Raw genomic sequence first — 21653 nt, 5'->3', positions numbered from 1 at the left:
AATATTAAAAAACTTTCGTAAGATTGTATGCGCATTATTTAATTTATTATCTATTTAATAATCAATAACATGAATACACAGGATTATATCAACAGAGAAGACAAGTATGGTGCACATAACTACCATCCGCTGCCTGTTGTGCTGGAGAGAGGTGAAGGTCCGTTTGTATGGGATGTGGAAGGAAAGAGATATTTTGATTTCCTGTCAGCCTATTCAGCTGTCAATCAGGGACATTGCCACCCAAAGATAATTAAAGCCCTGACTGATCAGGCTTCAAAACTTACACTTACTTCAAGGGCATTCTATAATTCTGTTCTTGGTGAATATGAGGAGTATATCACAAAATATTTCAAGTACGACAAAGTTCTTCCTATGAACTCTGGCGCCGAGGCAGATGAAACTGCCCTGAAACTCTGCCGTAAATGGGCTTATCTGAAAAAGGGAGTAAAGGAAAACCAGGCTAAGATCATTTGCTGCGAAGGAAACTTCCACGGAAGGACTATAAGTATTGTATCAATGTCAACTGATCCGGATGCTAAAAAGATTATGGTCCTTTTACTCCGGGCTTTGTGATAATACCTTACAACGATTTAAAAGCTCTTGAAAATGCACTCAAAGATCCTGATGTGGCAGGTTTTCTTGTTGAACCTATCCAGGGTGAAGCAGGTGTCTACGTCCCTGATGACGGATATCTGAAGAAAGCTTATGATATGTGCAAATCGAAAAACGTACTGTTTATTGCCGATGAGGTACAAACAGGAATTGCACGTACAGGAAAACTGCTTTGCTGTGATCATGAAGGAGTACGTCCCGATATACTTATACTTGGAAAAGCCTTATCCGGCGGCGTAATGCCTGTTTCAGCAGTGCTGGCTGATAATGAGATAATGCTGACAATCAAACCAGGTGAACACGGATCAACATTCGGAGGCAATCCTGTAGCAGCTAAAGTTGCAATTGCAGCCCTTGAAGTGGTTAAAAATGAGAAGCTTGCCGAGAATGCTGAACGTCTGGGCAAAATATTCCGCGATGAATTTAAAAGTATTAAATCTGATATGATTGAACTTGTTCGCGGTAAAGGGCTTCTTAATGCTGTTGTTATCAGACCAAAGAACGGCAAAGAAGCATGGGATGTATGTCTCGCAATGAAAGAAAAAGGCGTAATAGCAAAACCAACACACGGACATATTATCCGTTTTGCTCCTCCCCTTACAATCACAGAGGCTCAGCTGAGAGAAGCTATCGGGTTGATTAAGGAGGCGTTTAAGTTGTTTGAGTAACTAGGTGCTGGGTGCTAGGTGCTAGGTGCTGGGTGCTGGGTGCTGGGTACTAGGTACTGGGTACTGGGTACTGGGTAGGTTGAAACTTTGAATTTTGAACTTTGAACTTTGAACTTTAAACTTTGAACTATATTAGCTTTTCAGGGTTGGTATTATATTAATAATCTAATTATGCAAATCAGAAAGAATATCTCAGGCAGAAGACTAGTTCCCGCTTTAATAGTACTGGCTCTTGCAGCTTTTGCGTGTAACAGGGCAAAAAATCCGGAAGTAACAGTGGAAGAACTGCAATCGCAGATTAAGTACCTGTCATCTGATTCTTTGAAAGGAAGAATGACTGGTTCTGCTGGTGATAGTCTGGCTGCGGAATTTATAAGGAGTGAACTTGGTTCATATGGTTTTAAGCCGCTTACAGGTGACGGACTTCAAAGGTTTAAGGTTACAAAGAGGGTCCTTGCTGGAAAAGAGAATGCACTTTCTGGTGGTGGCAGGGACTTCCGGTTAGAGGATGATTTTACACCTATGGCATTCAGTTCAAATGGGTCTCTTAATGCTGAAGTAGTTTTTGCCGGTTATGGCTTCAATATTAACGGTGACAGTCTGAAATGGAATGATTATCAGAATATTGATGTAAAAGGCAAGTGGGTGCTTATCCTCAGGGCTGATCCGGAAACTGATGATAATAACAGTCCGTTTATTCCTTTCAGTGCTGACAGGGATAAAGCTCTGGTTGCAAAGGACATGGGTGCAGCAGGAGTATTGCTGGTATCCGGATTGGTTTACGATGCTGAAGACAAGTTTGAAGCCCTCAATACAGAAGGATTTTCAGTTGATATCCCTGTACTCAGAATAAAGAGACCGGTTGCTGATTTCATTGTTTCAAAATCAGGAAATACTATTGAAACGCTTGAGAAGAAGCTCAACAATTCCAGAAAGCCAGCCTCTTTTAAAACCGGCTCAGAAATTGCAGCAGAAGCAGAGATCATAAAAGAAACATCAAGTACCAGAAACGTCATGATGGTCCTTCAGGGTGAAGACGAGCAGCTCAAAAATGAGTATATTGTATTCGGGGCCCACTTTGACCATCTTGGAATGGGTGGTCCTGGCTCATCGAGCAGGGCTGTTGATACAGTAGGTGTTCACCACGGAGCTGACGATAATGCTTCAGGTATAGCCATGATGCTTGAACTTGCTGAGAAATTTGCACTCACAAAAGGGAGCCATAAAAGAAGTATAATCTGTGTTGCTTTCACAGGTGAAGAGTTGGGTTTACTCGGGTCCAAGCACTTTGTTGAGGAGCCGGGTGTCGACATCTCAAAAATCAATGCCATGCTAAATCTCGATATGGTTGGAAGACTAAATGAGACAAACAGTCTGCAGGTTGCAGGCGTTGGCACTGCCAGCGGATTAAAGGAACTCATTTATACAAAGAGCGACACTTCAGTTATAAAACTTGTATTATCACCAGAGGGATACGGACCATCAGATCATTCATCATTTTACGGAAAAAACATCCCGGTGCTCTTCTATTCTACTGGTGCTCATCTGGATTATCATACCCCGGCAGATACATATGATAAGATTAACTATGAAGGTATGGTTAAAATATCTTCTCTTATTTTCAGTATGGCGCAAGAACTGGCTTCATCTGATTCCCGATTACAATTCATGGAATCAGGTCCGAAAGCAGAAGTCACAAGAACTGCAAGAAGAAAAGGTGTAACTCTTGGAATTATGCCTGATTTTGCAGGCGCAATTAAAAACGGACTCAGAGCTGATTTTGTAACACCCGGAAAGCCTGCCGCTCTAGGAGGCATGAAAAAAGGAGATATTATAACCGCCATAAACGCAAAACCCGTTAATAATATCCAGGATTACATGTTCAGGATGGGTCAGCTTAAACATGGTCAGACAATAAGTGTTGAAGTTTTGCGTAATGGGAAGAAAGAGGTGTTGCTGATACAACTTTAAGACGGAAGACCGAAGACCGGAGACCGGAGACGGAAGTAAATTGCAAACATTATAAATTAGAAGACAGTTTAAATATATCTATATGAAAAAAGCAATATTGTGGTCACTGGCAATTATAATTACTTGCAGTGCAGCTGTTTATCAGAAAATGACCGGACCCACATACCCGAAAAGAATGGAAGTGTCACTTGACGGGATTGTCTATAAGCTTAAGCTTGTGAGGAGTCTGAGTCATGATGAAAGATCAGAGGTAAAGTTAAATGTTAATAATCCTTCAATTAAGGCAAAATTATATTTCAAACGGTTTAAATCGGATGAAGAGTATCAGGCAGCAGATTTCATATACAGAGCAGATACCGGAAAAGAGTGTCTTTTTGCAGAGGTTCCGCAACAACCGGCAGCAGGAAAACTTCAGTATTATTTTGAGATCACCGATTCAAAAGGGACAAATACTTTTTTTAAAGAAGAGCCTATTGTTATAAGATTCAAGGGTGGGGTACCCGCTTTTATTCTTATTCCCCACATTCTATTTATGTTTATAGCAATGTTGTTTTCAACACTTGCCGGACTTATGGCTGTGACTAAATTTCCTCAATATAAGATTTATTCAATCTGGACTCTGGCCCTCTTTATTGCCGGGGGTATGATACTTGGTCCAATAGTACAATACTACGCTTTTGGCGAGTTATGGACCGGAATCCCATTCGGATGGGATCTGACTGATAATAAAACCCTTATTGCTCTTCTATTCTGGATTCTCGCTGTATACATGAACAGAAAAGAAGAGAAACCACTCTATGTAGCTTTGGCTGCATTCGTACTTCTCCTGATTTTTTCCATCCCGCATAGCTTATTTGGCTCAGAGCTGGATTACGCCAGCGGGCAGGTTACCCAGGGAATGATCATTAATTTATTCTGATTTTTCTTGTTTTTTTTTGTATGTGAGTGCAGCATTTAAAAATATACCACGTCTATTGATTAGAAAATTGATAGAAAAGTGGGTGCAGCAACACATATAAAACCTAGTCTTTATATAAAGATGTCAAATGTAGAAGCTGCATTCAGAAACCTGCACCAGGATCTTTTGGACGGGTGCAAAACCGGCGACCAGAAAGCACAGTTTCAGATCTACAAGTTGTACTATAAAGCAATGTATAACACCAGTCTGAGAATTGTAAATGACACGATGGAAGCCGAAGACATAATGCAGGAGTCGTTCCTGTCGGCCTTTGAAAAGATTGATACATATTCAGGAACAGTAAGTTTCGGAGCCTGGCTGAAGAAAATAGTGGTAAACCGTTCACTTGATGCCCTGAATAAACGCAAAGCGGTCTTTGAAGATATTGAATCTCATATCGGAATAAGAGATGAAAGTGGCGATGAAACGGCCAGAAATGAAGAGGTAGATTTACGGGTTGAAGAGGTTAAGGAAGCAATAGAACGTCTGCCCGATGGTTACAGAGTAATACTTTCACTCTACCTTCTTGAAGGTTATGATCACGATGAAATTGCTGAGATCCTTTCAATTAACAGCAGCACATCACGATCGCAGCTCTCAAGAGCCAAACAAAAACTCATCGCAGAATTGAAACAAAAAAAATGAAAATCTATCAGGCATGAAAACTATAGAAGACATAATCAGGGGAAACAAGAACTATTTCGATGGTTCAGAACCATCAGATGGTCACTTCGAAAGATTCAGCATGAAACTGGAAATAAGAGCCCAGAAAAATGCACCAAAGAGGAGTATAGTACCTTACCTCCTAAGAGCAGCAGTTGTAACACTTCTGGTTACACTCTCTTCGCTCTGGACATGGGATCACTTTATACGGCCGGGAAGCAGCAGGATGACTCTTGGTCAGGTTTCACCTCAGTATAAAGAAGTTGAAAGCTACTATATACATCAGGTCAATATGATGGAAGGTGAAATTGTAAACCTTGATTTCAAAAATAATCCCGAACAAAAATCATTGCTGGTACAGGAAATGAAAAGCATGGATTCTGTTTATGTCTCACTGCAGAAAGAACTTAAGGCAAATCCTAATGATGAGAGGATTATAAATGCAATGATAGAACACTATCAGACAAAGATTGAAGTAATGAACTACATATTAAATCAGCTCAGGACAGTAAAGAATGGAAACGAAAACAAGACAGAAAATGAAAAAGTCAGCTTATAAACCAGGAGGACTCCTCTTTATTCCGCTGCTGTTACTATCATTCACATTAACAGCTCAGGATGAAGTTACAAAAGAATTCCACAAGGAATTCACACCAGGGGTCAATACAACACTTCAGATAAACAACAAATATGGTGATGTACTTATAACAAGCTGGGATAAGAACCAGATAGTTATAGATGTCAAAGTAACTGTTGAAATGCCAAGCAGGGAGAAAGCAGAAAAACTTATATCCTATATAGATGTACAGTTTGATGAGAGTGACGCCCTCGTATCGGCAAAGACAGTGATAGATGACAAATTTAATTTCTCAGGATGGGGAAGCAGTTCAAGAAGATTCAGCATCGACTATACTGTTAAAATGCCTGTTAACACAGCTCTGACGCTGTCGAACAGATACGGAAATACAGATATAGATGAGCTCACCGGACTATTGAACCTTGATATAAAATACGGAGATATCACAGCAGGAAAGCTTACCAGGGGGAATGTAAAACCGCTCAGCAGACTTGTACTTGCATACGGAAAAGGCTCAATAGAAGAAACCGGATGGCTTGATGTAAATTTGAGATATTGCGGAACCACAAACATTGATAAAAGCCAGGCTCTTCTTCTTGACAGCAAATATTCAAAACTCGTTATCGGAGAAACCAGCAGTGTTGTTGGTGTAACAAAATATGATAACCTGAGAATTGAATCAATCAATAATCTTGTACTTGAAAATGGTTATACTGAAGTAAATATAGGTACTCTGACAAAGAAACTTGAGTATGAAGGCTCCTACGGATCGTTCTCAATCGATCGCATACCTGCAGGATTCGAATCCCTGGATGTGGAAACTCATTATATGGGAGTAAGACTCGGCATTGAAGAAAACGCTAACTATAATCTTGATGCCAGGGTTTCATACGGCGGACTAAGATACAATGAGGATAATTTCAGTGCCCAGAGACGGATCATTGAGAATAACTCAAATGAGGTATCAGGCACTGTTGGAAAAGAGGGAGCCTCAGCAAATGTTAAGGTCTTAGCTTCTTACGGAACTGTAAGGCTTAATTAAGAAAAGAACAAACTTAAAAAGATCTTTTTAACCACAAAGGACACAAAGGATTCTCAAAGTACACAAAGGAAAGCATTGTTTTTAAACTCTTTGCGACCTTTGTGTATTTCCTTAGTGTTCTTTGTGGTTAATGGTTTTTATTCTTCCTTATAGATAAACACTCCTGCTTTTCCATCTGCTGTGGCAAATCCCCTGAACATCCCTTCTGAGTTAAAAGGCATTGATATATTACCTTTCTTATCAACACAAATCACTCCTCCGCTCCCTCCTGCTTTCACAAGCTTGTCATTTACAACAAGTTCTGAGGCCTCTTTGAGAGACAATCCTTTATACTCCATCAGAGCTGATATATCGTGTGCGACTGTCCACCGGATAAAATACTCACCGTGACCGGTTGCCGATACTGCACAGGTAGCATTGTTGGCATAGGTACCTGCACCGATGATCGGGGCGTCACCCACCCTGTTATATCTCTTGTTCGACATCCCCCCGGTTGAAGTACCGGCAGCAAGATTTCCGCTTTTATCAAGAGCACAACAACCGACAGTTCCATTCTTCTCCCTCTTTAAAATCTCAAGAAGTTCCTTATATCGCGCTTCAGTTTTAAAATATTCAGGGGGGACAATTTCAAGTCCCTGCTCTTTTGCAAACTGAGACGCACCCGCACCTGTAAGCATTACATGTTCAGAGTATGTCATTACATATCTGGCTGCGGTGATCGGGTTCTTTATGTCAGTAACCCCTGCAACAGAGCCTGCTGCCAGATTTGATCCATCCATAATCGATGCATCAAGCTCATTTTTACCATCATGAGTAAATACAGCCCCTTTGCCGGCATTGAAAAGAGGATCATTTTCAAGGAAATTAATAGTCTTCTCTACCGCATCAAGTGATGTTCCACCATTAATCAGAATCTGTTTCCCTATTCCCATTGCCTGCTGTAACGAAGCTCTGTAAAGACTGTCCATCTCAGGAGTCATTTTATCCTTTGACATGGCTCCTGCTCCGCCATGTATCACAATCGCCCATTCCTGCTTATTCACAGCTGATGAATCAGGAACCGGCTCAGTTTTATTGCTGCTGTTACTGCATCCTGATAAGGCAAACAGAAAAAAAGCAGCTGCCGGAATTAAGTTATTACAGAGTTTCATTTTCTTTGAGTATTTGGTTAAGATCTTATACAATATTAATACTTTTTCATCTCAGGCCCGACAGACTGAATAAAATCAATTGATAATAATATTAAATTTATAAAATTGATGTATAATTGATCAGGTAATATGACAACAGGAGAAAGGAGAAAGGAGAAAAACTGTGCATAAAAAAACAAGTGTTAATAAAATAACAATAAAATGAGATTAATCGACATTATCATATTTATTATTTATCTGGCAGGGATAGTGATTTTCGGGAGTTCTTTTTACAGTAAAAAAAGATCTTCATCATCCTTCACTCTTGGAAATAAGAACATCCCAACCTGGGTCATCTCAATGTCGATATTTGCCACGTTTGTCAGCAGTATAAGTTATCTGGCCTTGCCCGGACAGGCGTTTCAGTCGAACTGGAACCCTTTTGTATTCAGCCTCTCTATTCCATTTGCCTCCTGGATGGCAGTTAAGTTTTTTGTTCCGCTTTACCGGTCTGTCAATAGTCCGTCAGCCTATACATATCTCGAAATGCGATTCGGACCATGGGCAAAAATCTATGCTTCGGTGATGTACCTTCTGACACAATTAATGAGGACCGGCACTATCCTTTTTCTTCTGGCACTTACACTCAATGTTATTGTAGGCTGGGATATGATCACTATAATAATTGTAACGGGAATAAGTGTTATGATCTATGCACTTCTGGGCGGGATACAGGCAGTAATATGGACAGATGCCATTCAGGGCATTATACTGATACTCGGCGCTGTTGTATGTCTAATTGTGCTCCTGTTTTCGATGCCGGAGGGTCCAGGACAGATTTTTCAGATTGCCTCAGAAAACAATAAGTTCAGCCTGGGGAGCCTGAAACCGGAACTTACAACATCAACATTCTGGGTAGTGCTTATTTACGGAATTTTTATAAATCTACAGAATTTCGGAATAGATCAGAATTATATCCAGAGATATATGACAGCAACCACCGAAAAAGAGGCCAAGAAATCAGCAATGTGGGGAGGGCTTCTTTATATACCTGTATCTCTGATGTTTATGTTTATCGGCACCTCTCTGTTCGCCTACTATTCTGTAAATCCCGGTATTCTCCCTGAAGGTATTCAGGCCGACAGGGTATTCCCTCTCTATATAATAAATAATCTCCCGGCAGGACTGACCGGATTGCTTATCGCATCAATTTTTGCAGCAGGTATGAGCACCATTTCAACAAGTGTTAACAGCTCTGCAACAGTAATTCTTAACGACTATTTTAAAAAATCTACCGATAATCCGTCTTCAGAAAAAAGATCTGTCAGAATACTCTATTCTTCCTCACTGATCTTCAGCATTCTGGGCATTCTTATTGCAATTGCTATGATAAATGTAAAAAGTGCACTTGACGTCTGGTGGAAACTTGCTTCAATATTCAGCGGAGGAATGCTGGGCTTATTCCTGTTGGGATATTTTTCGAAAAAGGTCACAAACCTTTCAGCAATTATCGGAGTAGTGGCCGGAGTACTCGTTATTGGCTGGATGAGTCTCTCCCAGTTCATCTTTACATCTCCCGAATTAACCAGATTCACAAGTCCGTTTCATAGCTATCTTTCAATAGTCTTTGGCACTATGGTGATATTTATTACCGGCTTTCTGCTAGGGGTAATAATTAAAGGAAATATTAAAAATCCATCTCAACCACAGTAATCCCTGATCCGCCAAACTCAACATGTTCATCACGAAATGATTTCACAACATCAACTGTGTCGAGGTATTGCCTTACAAGCTGACGAAGAATGCCATTTCCTTTTCCGTGAAGAATCCGAAGGTTACGGTGACGAACAATCAGTGCATTGTCGATGAGATCACGTACCTGGTTAATTGCCTCCTCGCCTCTTACACCCCTGATATCAATCTCAGGTTTGAAGTTTATGTTACGCTGTACAATTGCCGTATCGTTTCCTCTCTGAACCTGATTCGACCTGAGACTCTTTTTCAGTTCTGCCCTCGAGATTCTTTCAATCCTTTCGATAGGGACAAAAAACCTGAGACTTCCCGTTTCTACCTGCACCTTTTTACCTTCAATTGAAAGTATTTCACCTGCAGCCTGTGTATCTGTTACTCTCACTGCATCGCCTGGTTTAAAGGGCATTTCAGCAATCTCCTTTTTAACAGGTTTCTCATTTACCTCCTCTTCCTTATCAAGTTTTATTTTTTTAGCTCTCGAACTGAGTATTGCTATCTTTTCCTCAGAATCCGTTTCAACGGGTTTTGTCTCTTCAACTACAATATTCTTAAATTCTTCAAGCTGCTGGCGCATCTCCTTTGTCTTCTCCTTTTCAGCCTGTGCCTCCTTTATCTGCCTGATAGTGTTTTCTATCATACGGTTCGATTCCTTCAGCAGCTGCTGGGCTTCGTCTTTTGCTTTGGTAATGATTTCTTTCCTCAGAGATTTGGCCCCTGAAAGCTCCTTATCATACTCAGCCATCAATTCTTCGAGACGTTTCTCCTGCTGACGTATACTCTGCCTTTTGGTTTCCCAGTACCGCTTATCACGGGCAATGTCTTTCAGATGCCTGTCATAGTTAATATTCTTAACTCCTGCTTTACCAGATGCCTCATTCAGAATCTCTTCAGGAAGGCCTATTTTCCTTGCTATCTCAAAGGCAAATGAACTTCCAGGTTTGCCAATTGTCAGCTGGAAAAGCGGCTGCATCAGATGATTATCAAAAGCCATAGCCCCGTTCACTATTCCTTCAGTGAGGGATGCAAAATGCTTAAGGTTGGTATAGTGAGTAGTTATAACTCCAAAAACCATTTTCCTGTTAAGCTCACCAAGTATGGCCTCGGCTATTGCCCCTCCAAGCATTGGTTCTGTTCCTGTACCGAATTCGTCAATAAGTATTAGTGTTTTCTCATCCCCGTTCTTAATGAAATACTTCATATTTATAAGATGGGAACTATATGTACTTAAGTCATTTTCAATACTTTGCTCATCACCGATATCAATAAGAAGGTTTTTAAAAATACCGGTTTCAGAACCCTCTGCAACAGGTATTGTAAGTCCGCACTGAAGCATGTATTGTAGCAATCCGACAGTTTTCAGGCAAACCGATTTGCCTCCGGCATTTGGTCCGGATATAAGAAGTATCCTGTCGCGTTCATCCAGAACTATCTCAAGAGGCACCACTTTTCTTCCGGGTAGTTTCTCGAATGAAAGTGTGAGAAGCGGATGCATTGCCCTTCTCCATGAAATGAATGGTTTTTCTGAGATAACAGGTTTTATTGATTGGAGGCGGTTTCCGAGAAGTGCCTTTGCCCTTATAAAATCTATCTCTCCGAGAAAAAGGTTAGCTTCAAGAAGATCATCAATATATGGCCTTATATTGTCAGCCAGGGCAGTAAGTATCCTTACAATTTCTCTTTTCTCCTCATATTCAAGTTCAACTATATCATTATTCATTTCCACAATCTCTTCAGGCTCAACAAAGACAGTTTTGCCTGATGCTGACTGATCGTGAATAAGTCCTTTTATCTTCCTTTTATCGTATGCGCTTACAGGAATAACACCTCTCCCATTTCTTATTGAAACAGAGGTATCGGAATCAACAATTCCATCAGCCTGTGCCTGCTTAAGGATCTGGTTCAGGCGTTTCGAAACCTGAATGCTCTTACCAACCAGTTCAGACCTGATCTCCTTAAGCCGTGCAGAAGCATTATCCTTTATTATTCCCCGTTTATCAATTATTCTGTCTATTGTGTCGAGAACATAGGGATAGGTCTTGACGGAGCTGCACATCTCTCTCAGCACCGGGTATTTGGTGGCATCTTTGCTCCTGAAAAAGTTAAGGATTGTCTTTACTGTCTCAAGCGATCGCTTAAGATCAAAAACTTCCTGCACTTCGGGAAAAGTTCCTTCAATCCTTATTTTATTAAGGCAATCAGAGATCTGATAATAGTGTTCATTCGGGAAGAAGTCTTCAAACTGAAGGATCTGCTGAAATTCAAATGTTGCTGATAATTTATGTCCAAGAGTATCAAAATCAGAAATGAACCCGATATCCTCAACTTTCTCAAATCCCATGGGGCTCAGGCACTTTTCAACAAGCAGTTCGCGGATCCGGTCGAATCCAATCTTATTTTCGAAATTTTCAGGATAAATCATATATAAAAGACAAAAGATAAAAGTAAAAAGACAAAAGATAAAAGTAAAAAGACAAAAGTAAGAAGAAAAAGGTTTAAAGCCGCATACCGCTAACCTTGCGCCGCATACCGATAAACAAAGTTAATTATTGTTAAAACATTTATCCGGTATCACTTACCCGGATTCTATTTTATCTATATTTGATCGATCTGAAGATGAAGAACTAATTTAATTTAAAATCAAAATGAAGAAAATCACTGCTTCCCTGCTGTTCTTTTTACTCCTGCCACTTTGGTTAATGTCGCAAAGCGAAAATGTTGACCTGGGAATGATGTACAAGATCAAACAGGAGGGATTAAGAAACTCAAGTATCGAAGATCTAGCATTCTGGATGACTGACTTCGCTGGTCCAAGACTTACCGGTTCAATAGGAGGAAATAAGGCTAATGAGCTGGCAAAGAAAAAGATGGAAGAGCTTGGATTTCAGAATGTCAGAATAGAGGAAGCCAGACCAAATACCCGTGGCGGCTGGGACAACATAAAAACATATGCTGCAATGACAGCACCTTACTATATTAATTTTGCCTGTAATCCAATTGCATGGACAGGCAGTACAAACGGTCTGGTAAAAGGAGAGGTTATTCTTCTTGATGCCACAACAGAGGCAGACCTTGAAAAATTCAAAGGCAAACTTGCAGGCAAGATCGTATTGATGCCATCCACTTCGGTCTATACACTTAGTTTCGAACCATTTGCCAGCAGGTATACCGACGAACAGCTAGAGCAGCTGGCTATGGCAGCCTCATCACAACCCAGAAGACAAATGGGTGACTTCGCAACAATGATGGCACAAAGAACTCTCAGGAATAAAATGACTGAGCTGCTGAAAACTGAAGGAGCTGCAGTAATTCTCAATAACTCAGGAGTTTTTAATGTACCAAGATCATCCGGTGCAACATATACTGCAGGAGAGAAGGAGCCTATTGCCCAGTTAAATCTTCCTGTTGAAGCCCATGGCAGACTGGAGCGTCTTCTCCGTCACAAAGTTGCTGTCGAAATGGAGGTTGAGATCCAGAATAAGTTTACAGAAAGTCCTACCATTTTCAATGTTATAGGCGAGATCCCCGGTACTGATAAACTTCTGAAAAATGAAGTTGTCCTCCTTGGCGGACATATCGATTCATGGCACGGAGGAACTGGCGCCGCAGATAATGCATCGGGCTGTATTGTGATGATGGAAGCTCTTCGTATCCTTAAAAACCTTGATGCGGCTCCGAAAAGAACAATAAGGGTTGCACTGTGGGGTGGTGAAGAACAGGGACTCAATGGCTCACGCGGCTATGTTGAGAAGTATCTTGTTGATGCAAAAACAAGAGAACATAAAGCTGACTATAATAATTTCGCAGCATATTTCAACATGGATAATGGTTCGGGAAAATATCGCGGTATCTACTTACAGGAGAATGAACTCGTGAGACCAATATTCGAAGAGTGGCTCAAGCCATTTGCAGATATGGGTTGCTCCACAATAACAATCAGAAACACATCAGGAACCGACCATCTCTCATTTGATGCTGTTGGCTTACCCGGATTCCAGTTCATCCAGGATGATTTGGAATATGACCGCGGTTACCATACGGTTATGGATACTTACGAACGTCTGGAAATGGCTGATCTGAAACATAATGCAGTTGTCACTGCAGCATTTGCCTATAACGCAGCAATGCGCAGTGCCAAACTACCCGGGAAACCTGCTATGAAACCACGTACGGCAACTGTTGGTCAGGGTCGGTAACAGCATTATGCAGGGAAGGGTCGCAACTCTTCCTTACATAATGCATGTCTTGCAGAGAAGGGTCGCGACCCTTCCTTACGTAACAAAATCAGGGGGTACCGGTATACACCAAATTTTTCAATTCGGCAATATGTGACTGATAGATCCCGCGGGGATCTGTGCTGTATTTCCTGCACAGTGATGCTGCGTAACCAACTGCAACACCCATCTGCCCTGTAGTATTCATTACACGCGGACCACCGAGACCAACATGAGATGTGCTGAAACATCTCCCGGCCATAAAGAGATTCTTAATATTCTTTGAATAGAGGCATCTGTAAGGAATATAATAATGATCGACTTTGTAAAAGAGAGCCTCGGATAAGAAATCAGGCTGTGAAGGATCTTTTAGCTTTTGCTGATAATGAACATCCACATCACGTTCCTCCATCACAACAGCATCATCAAATTCTACCATATTCTTCTCATCCTGAAATGTGTAAATATAATCTCCGACGAGCCTTCTTGATTCTCTCTTGCCTACCAGGTATGAGGTCCATTCCAATGCCAGAGTAGCATTTTCAGGCTTCTGCTTTGCGTTATAGAATGAGCTGTAGATAGCTTTCAGCATATGATCGCGGATAGCTTCTGCATCTTCAATCTGGTTCATATTATTATCGGAGTACTCCCACTTCCAGGTACCCTCTACAGCGGAGTATCCGTCTGCAATGTCCATCGCCCATGGCACTTCCGGAAATGTAACAGGAGTTCCTTTATCAACACTTCTCCATAACACTGAAGATCCCATTACCCGGTTGTCGCCACTTGCAGGGCTCCAAAGCTCCTTGTGCTGGTCCCAGTTTTCCTTATACAGTGAGGAGTCTTCTCTCCCATACATAAACTCTGCACCTGCCCAGTACCCAATCCAGCCGTCGCCGGTACAATCTATAAACAGAGGAGCGGAAAACCTCATTGTTTCTCCTGTTGAAGTATGACGGGCATCAACAGAGCTGATAACACCAGATTCAGATTTAACCGAATATGCCCTCATATTGAGAAATATTGAGATGTTCTCATATTTTTCCATGTTTGCATGACGCTTCTTGTCATCGAGAACAGCCTCTGGAGATCCATTCGGCCACCACACTGTGTTGAGCATACTCAGAATCCGGTCAGATTTCCAGGTGATTCCCTCGGTATGAACCCTTATCTCACTGCTGGCATTACCGCCGAGAACGGGACGATCCTGAATAAGGGCCACTTTCATTCCCTGCTCGGCCGCCGCTATTGATGCAGCACAGCCTGCTATGCCACCGCCAACGACAACAAGGTCGTATGATTCTGATTTTAAGGGAGTGTCGCTCTCATTCAGCTGCTTCTTCCTCCATTCTGTTAATTCTTTAACAGTAACAGGTGGAGCTGTTTTTAATGTACTCAGATATATAGCGTCGCATCGTCCGTCAAACCCGGTGAGGTCAGCAAGTTCCAGGGTTGCAGAAGTATCCTTTATTGAAACAGATCCTGTATATTGCCATGCCCATCCCTCTTCTGTACCCAGAACGCAGTTAAGTTCTTTTCCGTTAATAAGGAGTTTGAATCTTCCGGGAGCTTCCCAATCTCCGGGAGCCCAGTTTTTTGTCCGCACCCAGACGTGATATTTGCCGGTGTAAGGAAAAGTGATTTCTGATTTTGCATTGCTTACAGGCATTCCAAGACCGTGAGCCAGCAAATACGGCGAGCCCATCTGCTGAACAAACTGGGGATCAACAACCCATCCTCCTTTTTCTTTAAAACTTTCGGCCTCTATCAGAAGTTCATGCTTCTCCTTTTTACATGAAGAAAAAGAGATAAGACATACAAGGGCAACCAGACAAACACTTTTCATATAATACAGTTGTATTCTATTGAGTAATTCCTGCAAGTTGCATTATAAATGCATATTCCATTGCTGTTATCCTGTAGCGCTCAAAGCGTCCGGAGGCACCGCCATGACCAACAGCCATGTTGCAATCCATCACGAGAGTGTTTTTATCTGTCTTCATCGCACGTAATTTGGCAACCCATTTGGCTGGTTCCCAGTACTGAACCTGCGAATCCCAGAATCCTGTTGTGACAATCATATTAGGATAGTCCATGGCTTTCACCTGGTCGTATGGTGAATATGATAACATGTAGTCGTAGTATTCTTTCTTCCTCGGATCCCCCCACTCATCCCATTCAAAAGTTGTAAGCGGAATAGTCTCATCGAGCATAGTTGAAACCACATCAACAAAAGGAACGGCTGCAATAACACCTTTATAAAGATCGGGACGCATATTTACTATTGCTCCCATCAGCAATCCGCCGGCACTTCCGCCCATTGCGAAAAGCTTCTCTTTACTCGTATATTTCTCATCTACAAGGAATTGTGCACAGTCGTTAAAATCTGTAAAAGTATTTATCTTCTTCAGCAACTTTCCATCCTCGTACCAGTAACGGCCCATCTCGCTCCCACCCCTGATATGAGCAAGTCCGTAAACAAATCCCCTGTCGAGAAGACTAATGATTGTTGAGCGGAATCCGGGATCGGTTGATGACCCGTAAGATCCGTAGGCATATAAGAGCAGCGGTGACTTCCCATCCTGTACAAACCCTTTTTTATAGACAATTGAGACCGGGACCATCGTACCATCAGTCGCTTTTGCCCAGAGCCTCTTTGATTCGTAATTGTTCTTATCAAACCCGCCAAGCACAATATCTTCTTTAAGTACTGTCTTCTCTTTGGTAACCATGTTATAATCGATTACCGAGTTGGGTGTGGTAAGCGATGAGTAGCTGTAGCGAAGAATGTCAGTATTGGAATTCGGATTGACATTTATGCCTGCCGTATATGCCTCTTCACCGAAATTCAGATAGTGTTCGCCTCCGTTTTTGGTATCGATGATCCTTAGATTACTTAAGCCCTTGATCCGCTCTTCAGCAACCAGATAGTTATCAAACAGTTCAAAGTTCTCAAAAAGAACATCGCTTCTGTGAGGAATAACCACACTCCAGTTTTCCATAGTGGTTTTTGTATCAGGCGTCTTCATCAGACGGAAGTTAGAAGAGCTGTCTGAATTTGTTCTTATGAAAAATTCTTTGCCAATATGGTCGATATTATACTCATGATTCACTTTCCGCGGTTCAAATACCTTAAACTCGCCATCGGGTTTCGAAGCATCAATATACCGGCTCTCGGAGGTAAGGGTTTGTGAAGAGTTAATAAGGATATACTTCTCGCTTTTTGTCTCGCTGAGATAAACACTAAATGTTTCATCTTCTTCGAAATAAACCACTTTATCTGATTCAGCTGCAGTTCCCAGTTTATGCTTAATAATCTTATCCGCTCTCAGGGTCTCCTCATCTTTCGTGACATAAAAAATGGTCTTATTATCAGCTGCCCATACAGCCTGACCTGTTGTGTTCTCGATCCTGTCTGTAAGTAAAGTGCCGGTCTCAAGATTCAGGAAATTGAGTGTATACCGGCGACGGCTGACAAAATCTGTTCCATACGCAAGTAATTTATTATCACGACTTACTGTTAATCCGCTAACAGAACAATACTCTTTTCCCTCCGCAAGTTTATTTACATCAAGAAGAATCTCTTCAGGTGCATCGAGAGTTCCTTTTTTGCGATAGTACACCGGATATTCACTTCCTGTTGAGTACTTATTATAATAATAGTATCCGTTTTTGAAATATGGTACAGAAGAATCGTCCTGCTTGATTCTTCCAACAATCTCATCAAAGACCGTTTTCTGTAGAGTCTCCTGGCTTTTAAGAACAGCTTTTGCATACGCGTTCTCTGCATTAAGATAATTGAGGACTTTGGTAGTCTGTTCATCCGGTGTGGTGTCGTTTTTCTGTTCATCGCTCAGACGCATCCAGAAATAGTTATCAACCCGTTTGTCAAAAATCTCATAAGGAACCTTATCAGCAACAGGTGCCTTTATGGCAGGCTGGGTGTTACATGAGAAAAGCACTACCGCCAGTAATGCCGGCATCAGGAAATAATTTCTCTTCATAATATGTACTTTTTGTTTACCAATGAATACCAAATATAATCAATTGAATCAATTCACCGTTACGCCATTACGCCGTTATGCCGTTACTGCTTTTTAGTTTCAACATCCTTCATCGACAGCTGAACACGTTTTCTTTCGATATCAACAGCCAGAACCTTTACCATAACATGTTGGTGAAGTTTCACAACTGTTGAAGGATCAGTTACAAAATTTTTTGTCAGATTTGAAACGTGAACCAGTCCGTCCTGCTTGATTCCAATATCAACAAAAGCACCGAATTTTGTAATGTTGGTAACTATACCTGGAACAACCATTCCTGGAATGAGATCTTCCATAGTATGAACATCTGCAAACCTGAACTCTTTGATCTTCGATCTTGGATCGCGTCCGGGTTTAGCAAGTTCTTCCACAATATCCTTTAATGTTGGCAGTCCTGTTACCGGAGTTACATATTTTTCGAGTTTAATCTCTTTTCTTTTGGTCTCATCTGTAATCAGTTCCTTAACCTGAACTCCCAGATCTTTAGCCATTTTCTCAACAACAGGATAACTCTCAGGGTGTACTGCACTTGCATCGAGAGGATTCGCAGCGTTTCTGATCCTGAGGAATCCGGCACTCTGTTCGAATGCCTTCTCTCCCATTCTTTTAACTTTGAGAAGTTCCTTTCTCGATTTGAACGGTCCGTTCTCTGTCCGGTAATCGATAATATTCTGAGCCAGCTGAGGGCCAAGACCTGAAACATATGTAAGCAGATGTTTGCTGGCTGTATTCACCTCAACACCAACGGCATTCACACAACTCATTACCACATCATCGAGCGATTTCTGAAGCTTCTGCTGATCAACATCGTGCTGATACTGCCCTACACCGATTGATTTAGGATCGAGCTTTACAAGCTCAGCCAGAGGGTCCATCAGTCTCCTTCCGATAGATACAGAACCGCGTACAGTAACATCATAATCTGGAAACTCCTCACGGGCTATCTTCGATGCTGAATAGATTGAAGCACCGGCCTCACTCACAACAAAAACCTGTATATCATTTTCGAACTTAACCCACTTTATAAAATCTTCAGTCTCGCGGCTGGCTGTTCCGTTTCCGATTGCAATTGCTTCAATTTTATAAGCATTTACAAGTGAAAGAATCTTTTTTATCGACATGGCTGTTTCATTCTGGGGAGGATGAGGATAGATCGTTTCATTATGAATAAGATTACCCTGCCTGTCGAGACAAACAACCTTGCAGCCTGTTCTGAAACCCGGATCAATAGCGAGTACATTTTTTTCTCCCAGAGGTGATCCGAGCAGCAGCTGCCGGAGGTTCTCGGCAAAAACATTTATTGCCTCAATATCTGCCTTCTCTTTCGAGATGTTCCTGAATTCTGTTTCCATCGACGAAGAGAGAAGCCTTTTCCAGCTGTCCTTAACAGCATCTTTAACAATATCTGAAGAAGCAGTCCTGCCCTTAATAAATATCGAATCAAGAATGTCAAGAGCATTATCCTCTGAGGGCTCAACAGAAAGTCTCAGAAACCCCTCTTCTTCTCCCCTTCTCATTGCCAGAAGCCGGTGCGAAGGACACTTTTTAAGAGGCTCAGACCAGTCATAATAATCACTGTATTTAATCCCCTCAGCCTCTTTTCCCTTTACTGCTTTTGAGTAAATAACTGCTTCTTTTTCATAAAGATAACGCAACTGTTTTCTGGCCTTTTCATCTTCACTTACCCACTCTGCAATAATATCTGAAGCACCTGCAATCGCATCTTCAACAGTTGCAACCTCATCATTAAGAAATCCTTCGGCTTTTGATAAAGGATCATTTTCCCGCTGTTCCATAATGATTACTGCAAGTGGCTCAAGTCCCTTCTCCCTTGCTATTGTAGCACGTGTCCGGCGCTTCGGTCTGAAAGGAAGATAAATATCTTCAAGTTCAGCCATTGTTATTGCAGCATCTATCTTCTTCCGCAATTCAGGAGTCATCTTCTCCTGCTCTTCAATTGATTTTATTACAGCTTCCTTACGGGCATCGAGTTCTTTCAGCCTGTCATATTCATCCTTAATATGCATAAGCTGAACCTCATCAAGACTTCCTGTCATCTCCTTCCTGTACCTGCTTATAAAAGGAATAGTTGCACCTCCGTCCATCAGTCTGATTGTGTTCTCAACCTGCCAGTCGTGAAGTCCCAGTTTTTTTGCAATCAGCAGTATATTCTTATTTGTGCTCATGACTATTACGGTGTTACGGTGTTACGGTGTTACGGTGTTACGGTGTTACGGTGTTACGGCATTACGGCGTTACGGCGTTATTCTACATAAATTACCAGACCTTTAAGGTATTCGCTTTCAGGATGATAGATATTAACAGGATGATCAGGAGGCTGGCTCATCTGATGCAGGATCCGGACACTTCTGCCGGTATTTGCTGCAGCGGCGAATACCGATTTCCTGAAATTTTCTTTTGTAACTACCTGAGAACACGAAAATGTGAAAATAATTCCACCCGGCCTTATCTGCTCTATGGCCTTAATATTTAGTCTTTTATATCCCTGTAGTGCATTATCCAGAACATTATTGTGCTTTGCAAAAGCCGGGGGATCGAGGATTATAACATCATACTTATCCTTAATATTGTTAAGGTAATTAAAAGCATCAACCTGGAATGCTTCATGTCTCTTATCGTCGCCGAAATTAAGCCTGATATTCTCATTTGCAAGTTCTATAGCAGACAAAGAACTATCGACAGTGTGAACCAGTGCGGCATTTTTCATTGCATATACTGAGAATCCTCCTGTATAACCAAACATATTGAGTACACTCTTCCCTTCCGAATACTTTTCGAGAAGCTGCCTGTTATCTCTCTGATCGATGAAGAAACCAGTTTTCTGTCCGGTGGTCCAGTCAATTTTAAACTGGTAACCGTTTTCGGTAACTGTTGCCGGACCTGAATCGCCATACAGAAATTCATTTACGCCTGTTATACCCGACATGTGAGGAATAGTACCCTCGCTCTTATCATATACAGCCACTAATTCATCTTTCAGAAGATCGACAAGTATTGAAGTAATCTCCTTCCTGATCCTGTAGAAACCGACAGAGTGCATCTGCATAACAGCCACTCCGTTATAATAATCGACTATCAGTCCCGGGAGACCATCACCCTCGCCATGGATAAGCCTGTAAACATTAATCTGAGGATTACCAATAATTCCGATAGATTTTCTGTAAGCTATTGCCTTTTCAATTTTCTTCCTGAAAAAGCTGATATCAGGTTCTGTCTGTTCAAATGAAAGGATCCTTATCGCTATCGAACTTGGCGCATAATGCCCTGTTCCGAGAAATGTGTCATTATTATCGTATACATCAACCAGGTCACCCTCAACCGGTTCTCCGTACATTTTCTTGATGGCACCCGAAAAAACCCAGGGATGCAATCTTCTCAACGACTGCTCTTTACCCGACTTAAGGACAATTTTTATTCTTGTCATAACTTATTATGCCCATTTACTAATTTCTTATAAATCTCATGACAAACCCAGGCATCGGTTGCTGCATAGATCTGTTGAGCTTCCGATAACTGTTCAGCTTCCCAGTCTGTTACCTGCTGACGTTTTGAGATCCTGAAACCCAGCACTATTGCCGTAAGTTTTTTCAGCCCCGAGCTCTGTATTCCAAAGTCTTTCACCAAGTTCTGAAGATCGATGAAACCCCGGGGTGTGAATCTTTTCACACTGGAAAGGAATTTTATATCGTCATGAACTGCCACTCCGGTTTTAATAACGGAAGGATCGGCCAGAAGCTTCACCAGTTCATCGGGAAGACCTATTTTATTGATTCTGAAAAGACAAGCCAGGTTATCGGTCGATAACTGAATAAGCGATACCTGATGCCTTTTTCCTTTCTTAAAAGTAGGTTTTGTCTCCGTATCAAACCCAAGCAGGTCATGCCCCAGCAACCTTGGAAATACTTCATAAAAAGTCTTTAGATCCTCTATTAAAACCAATTCACCTTTAAACCATGAGAGCTCGCATTCTGCAAGTTCTTCTGCTGTAATGTTCTCCTGATAAAT

14 protein-coding genes and 1 pseudogene are annotated in these 21653 nt (G+C 41.5%); 8 read left to right on the top strand and 7 right to left on the bottom strand.

Annotated elements, in window-relative coordinates; translation table 11 throughout:
• Nucleotides 1–69: 69 nt before the first annotated feature.
• The 6 genes and pseudogenes from rocD to IPJ16_09920 all read left to right on the top strand — a co-directional run bounded on the left by rocD (nucleotide 70) and on the right by IPJ16_09920 (nucleotide 6491).
• Nucleotides 70–1280, top strand: a pseudogene (gene rocD, locus IPJ16_09945) (ornithine--oxo-acid transaminase).
• 171 nt (nucleotides 1281–1451) lie between these two features.
• Nucleotides 1452–3251, top strand: a complete 1800-nt coding sequence (locus tag IPJ16_09940; GenBank protein MBK7627495.1) for a M20/M25/M40 family metallo-hydrolase — start codon at nucleotides 1452–1454, stop codon at nucleotides 3249–3251.
• Between the two features lie 82 nt (nucleotides 3252–3333).
• On the top strand, nucleotides 3334–4170 hold the full coding sequence (locus tag IPJ16_09935) for a hypothetical protein (GenBank protein ID MBK7627494.1): 837 nt from the start codon (nucleotides 3334–3336) through the stop codon (nucleotides 4168–4170).
• A gap of 120 nt (nucleotides 4171–4290) precedes the next feature.
• Complete coding sequence (locus IPJ16_09930) at nucleotides 4291–4854, top strand: sigma-70 family RNA polymerase sigma factor (protein ID MBK7627493.1); 564 nt, start codon at nucleotides 4291–4293, stop codon at nucleotides 4852–4854.
• A gap of 13 nt (nucleotides 4855–4867) precedes the next feature.
• On the top strand, nucleotides 4868–5431 hold the full coding sequence (locus tag IPJ16_09925; protein ID MBK7627492.1) for a hypothetical protein: 564 nt from the start codon (nucleotides 4868–4870) through the stop codon (nucleotides 5429–5431).
• Nucleotides 5412–6491 (top strand): hypothetical protein, encoded by a 1080-nt coding sequence (locus IPJ16_09920; GenBank protein ID MBK7627491.1) that lies wholly within the window; start codon nucleotides 5412–5414, stop codon nucleotides 6489–6491. The genes IPJ16_09925 and IPJ16_09920 overlap by 20 nt, the downstream gene beginning before the upstream one ends.
• 137 nt (nucleotides 6492–6628) lie before the next feature.
• Here IPJ16_09920 and IPJ16_09915 read toward each other — a convergent pair whose 3' ends face one another.
• On the bottom strand, nucleotides 6629–7642 hold the full coding sequence (locus IPJ16_09915) for an isoaspartyl peptidase/L-asparaginase (protein MBK7627490.1): 1014 nt from the start codon (nucleotides 7640–7642) through the stop codon (nucleotides 6629–6631).
• 201 nt (nucleotides 7643–7843) lie between these two features.
• Between IPJ16_09915 and IPJ16_09910 the strand changes: the two genes are divergently transcribed.
• Nucleotides 7844–9334: a sodium:solute symporter gene (locus IPJ16_09910; protein MBK7627489.1), complete on the top strand. Its 1491-nt coding sequence runs from the start codon at nucleotides 7844–7846 to the stop codon at nucleotides 9332–9334.
• On the opposite strand, the gene IPJ16_09905 is transcribed toward IPJ16_09910, so the two are convergent.
• On the bottom strand, nucleotides 9309–11792 hold the full coding sequence (locus tag IPJ16_09905; protein MBK7627488.1) for a Smr/MutS family protein: 2484 nt from the start codon (nucleotides 11790–11792) through the stop codon (nucleotides 9309–9311). The two genes, IPJ16_09910 and IPJ16_09905, sit on opposite strands and share 26 nt — an antisense overlap.
• Before the next feature lie 223 nt (nucleotides 11793–12015).
• On the opposite strand from IPJ16_09905, the gene IPJ16_09900 reads away from it, so the two are divergent.
• The gene (locus IPJ16_09900; protein MBK7627487.1) at nucleotides 12016–13566 is read left to right on the top strand and encodes a M20/M25/M40 family metallo-hydrolase; all 1551 of its coding nucleotides are present in this window, start codon (nucleotides 12016–12018) and stop codon (nucleotides 13564–13566) included.
• Nucleotides 13567–13654: 88 nt separating this feature from the next.
• On the opposite strand, the gene IPJ16_09895 is transcribed toward IPJ16_09900, so the two are convergent.
• From IPJ16_09895 to IPJ16_09875, 5 genes are all read right to left on the bottom strand, one after another.
• The gene (locus tag IPJ16_09895; GenBank protein ID MBK7627486.1) at nucleotides 13655–15430 is read right to left on the bottom strand and encodes an FAD-dependent oxidoreductase; all 1776 of its coding nucleotides are present in this window, start codon (nucleotides 15428–15430) and stop codon (nucleotides 13655–13657) included.
• A 16-nt stretch (nucleotides 15431–15446) separates the two neighbouring features.
• Complete coding sequence (locus tag IPJ16_09890) at nucleotides 15447–17588, bottom strand: S9 family peptidase (GenBank protein MBK7627485.1); 2142 nt, start codon at nucleotides 17586–17588, stop codon at nucleotides 15447–15449.
• 83 nt (nucleotides 17589–17671) lie between these two features.
• Nucleotides 17672–19813 (bottom strand): RNA-binding transcriptional accessory protein, encoded by a 2142-nt coding sequence (locus IPJ16_09885; GenBank protein ID MBK7627484.1) that lies wholly within the window; start codon nucleotides 19811–19813, stop codon nucleotides 17672–17674.
• A 77-nt stretch (nucleotides 19814–19890) separates the two neighbouring features.
• Nucleotides 19891–21072: a class I SAM-dependent rRNA methyltransferase gene (locus IPJ16_09880; GenBank protein MBK7627483.1), complete on the bottom strand. Its 1182-nt coding sequence runs from the start codon at nucleotides 21070–21072 to the stop codon at nucleotides 19891–19893.
• Nucleotides 21069–21653: a 3'-5' exonuclease domain-containing protein 2 gene (locus tag IPJ16_09875; GenBank protein ID MBK7627482.1), complete on the bottom strand. Its 585-nt coding sequence runs from the start codon at nucleotides 21651–21653 to the stop codon at nucleotides 21069–21071. The genes IPJ16_09880 and IPJ16_09875 overlap by 4 nt, the downstream gene beginning before the upstream one ends.

The organism is Bacteroidales bacterium (genome assembly GCA_016709865.1).
Lineage (GTDB): Bacteria > Bacteroidota > Bacteroidia > Bacteroidales > VadinHA17 > LD21.
This window is presented reverse-complemented; position numbering and strand designations above follow the sequence as displayed.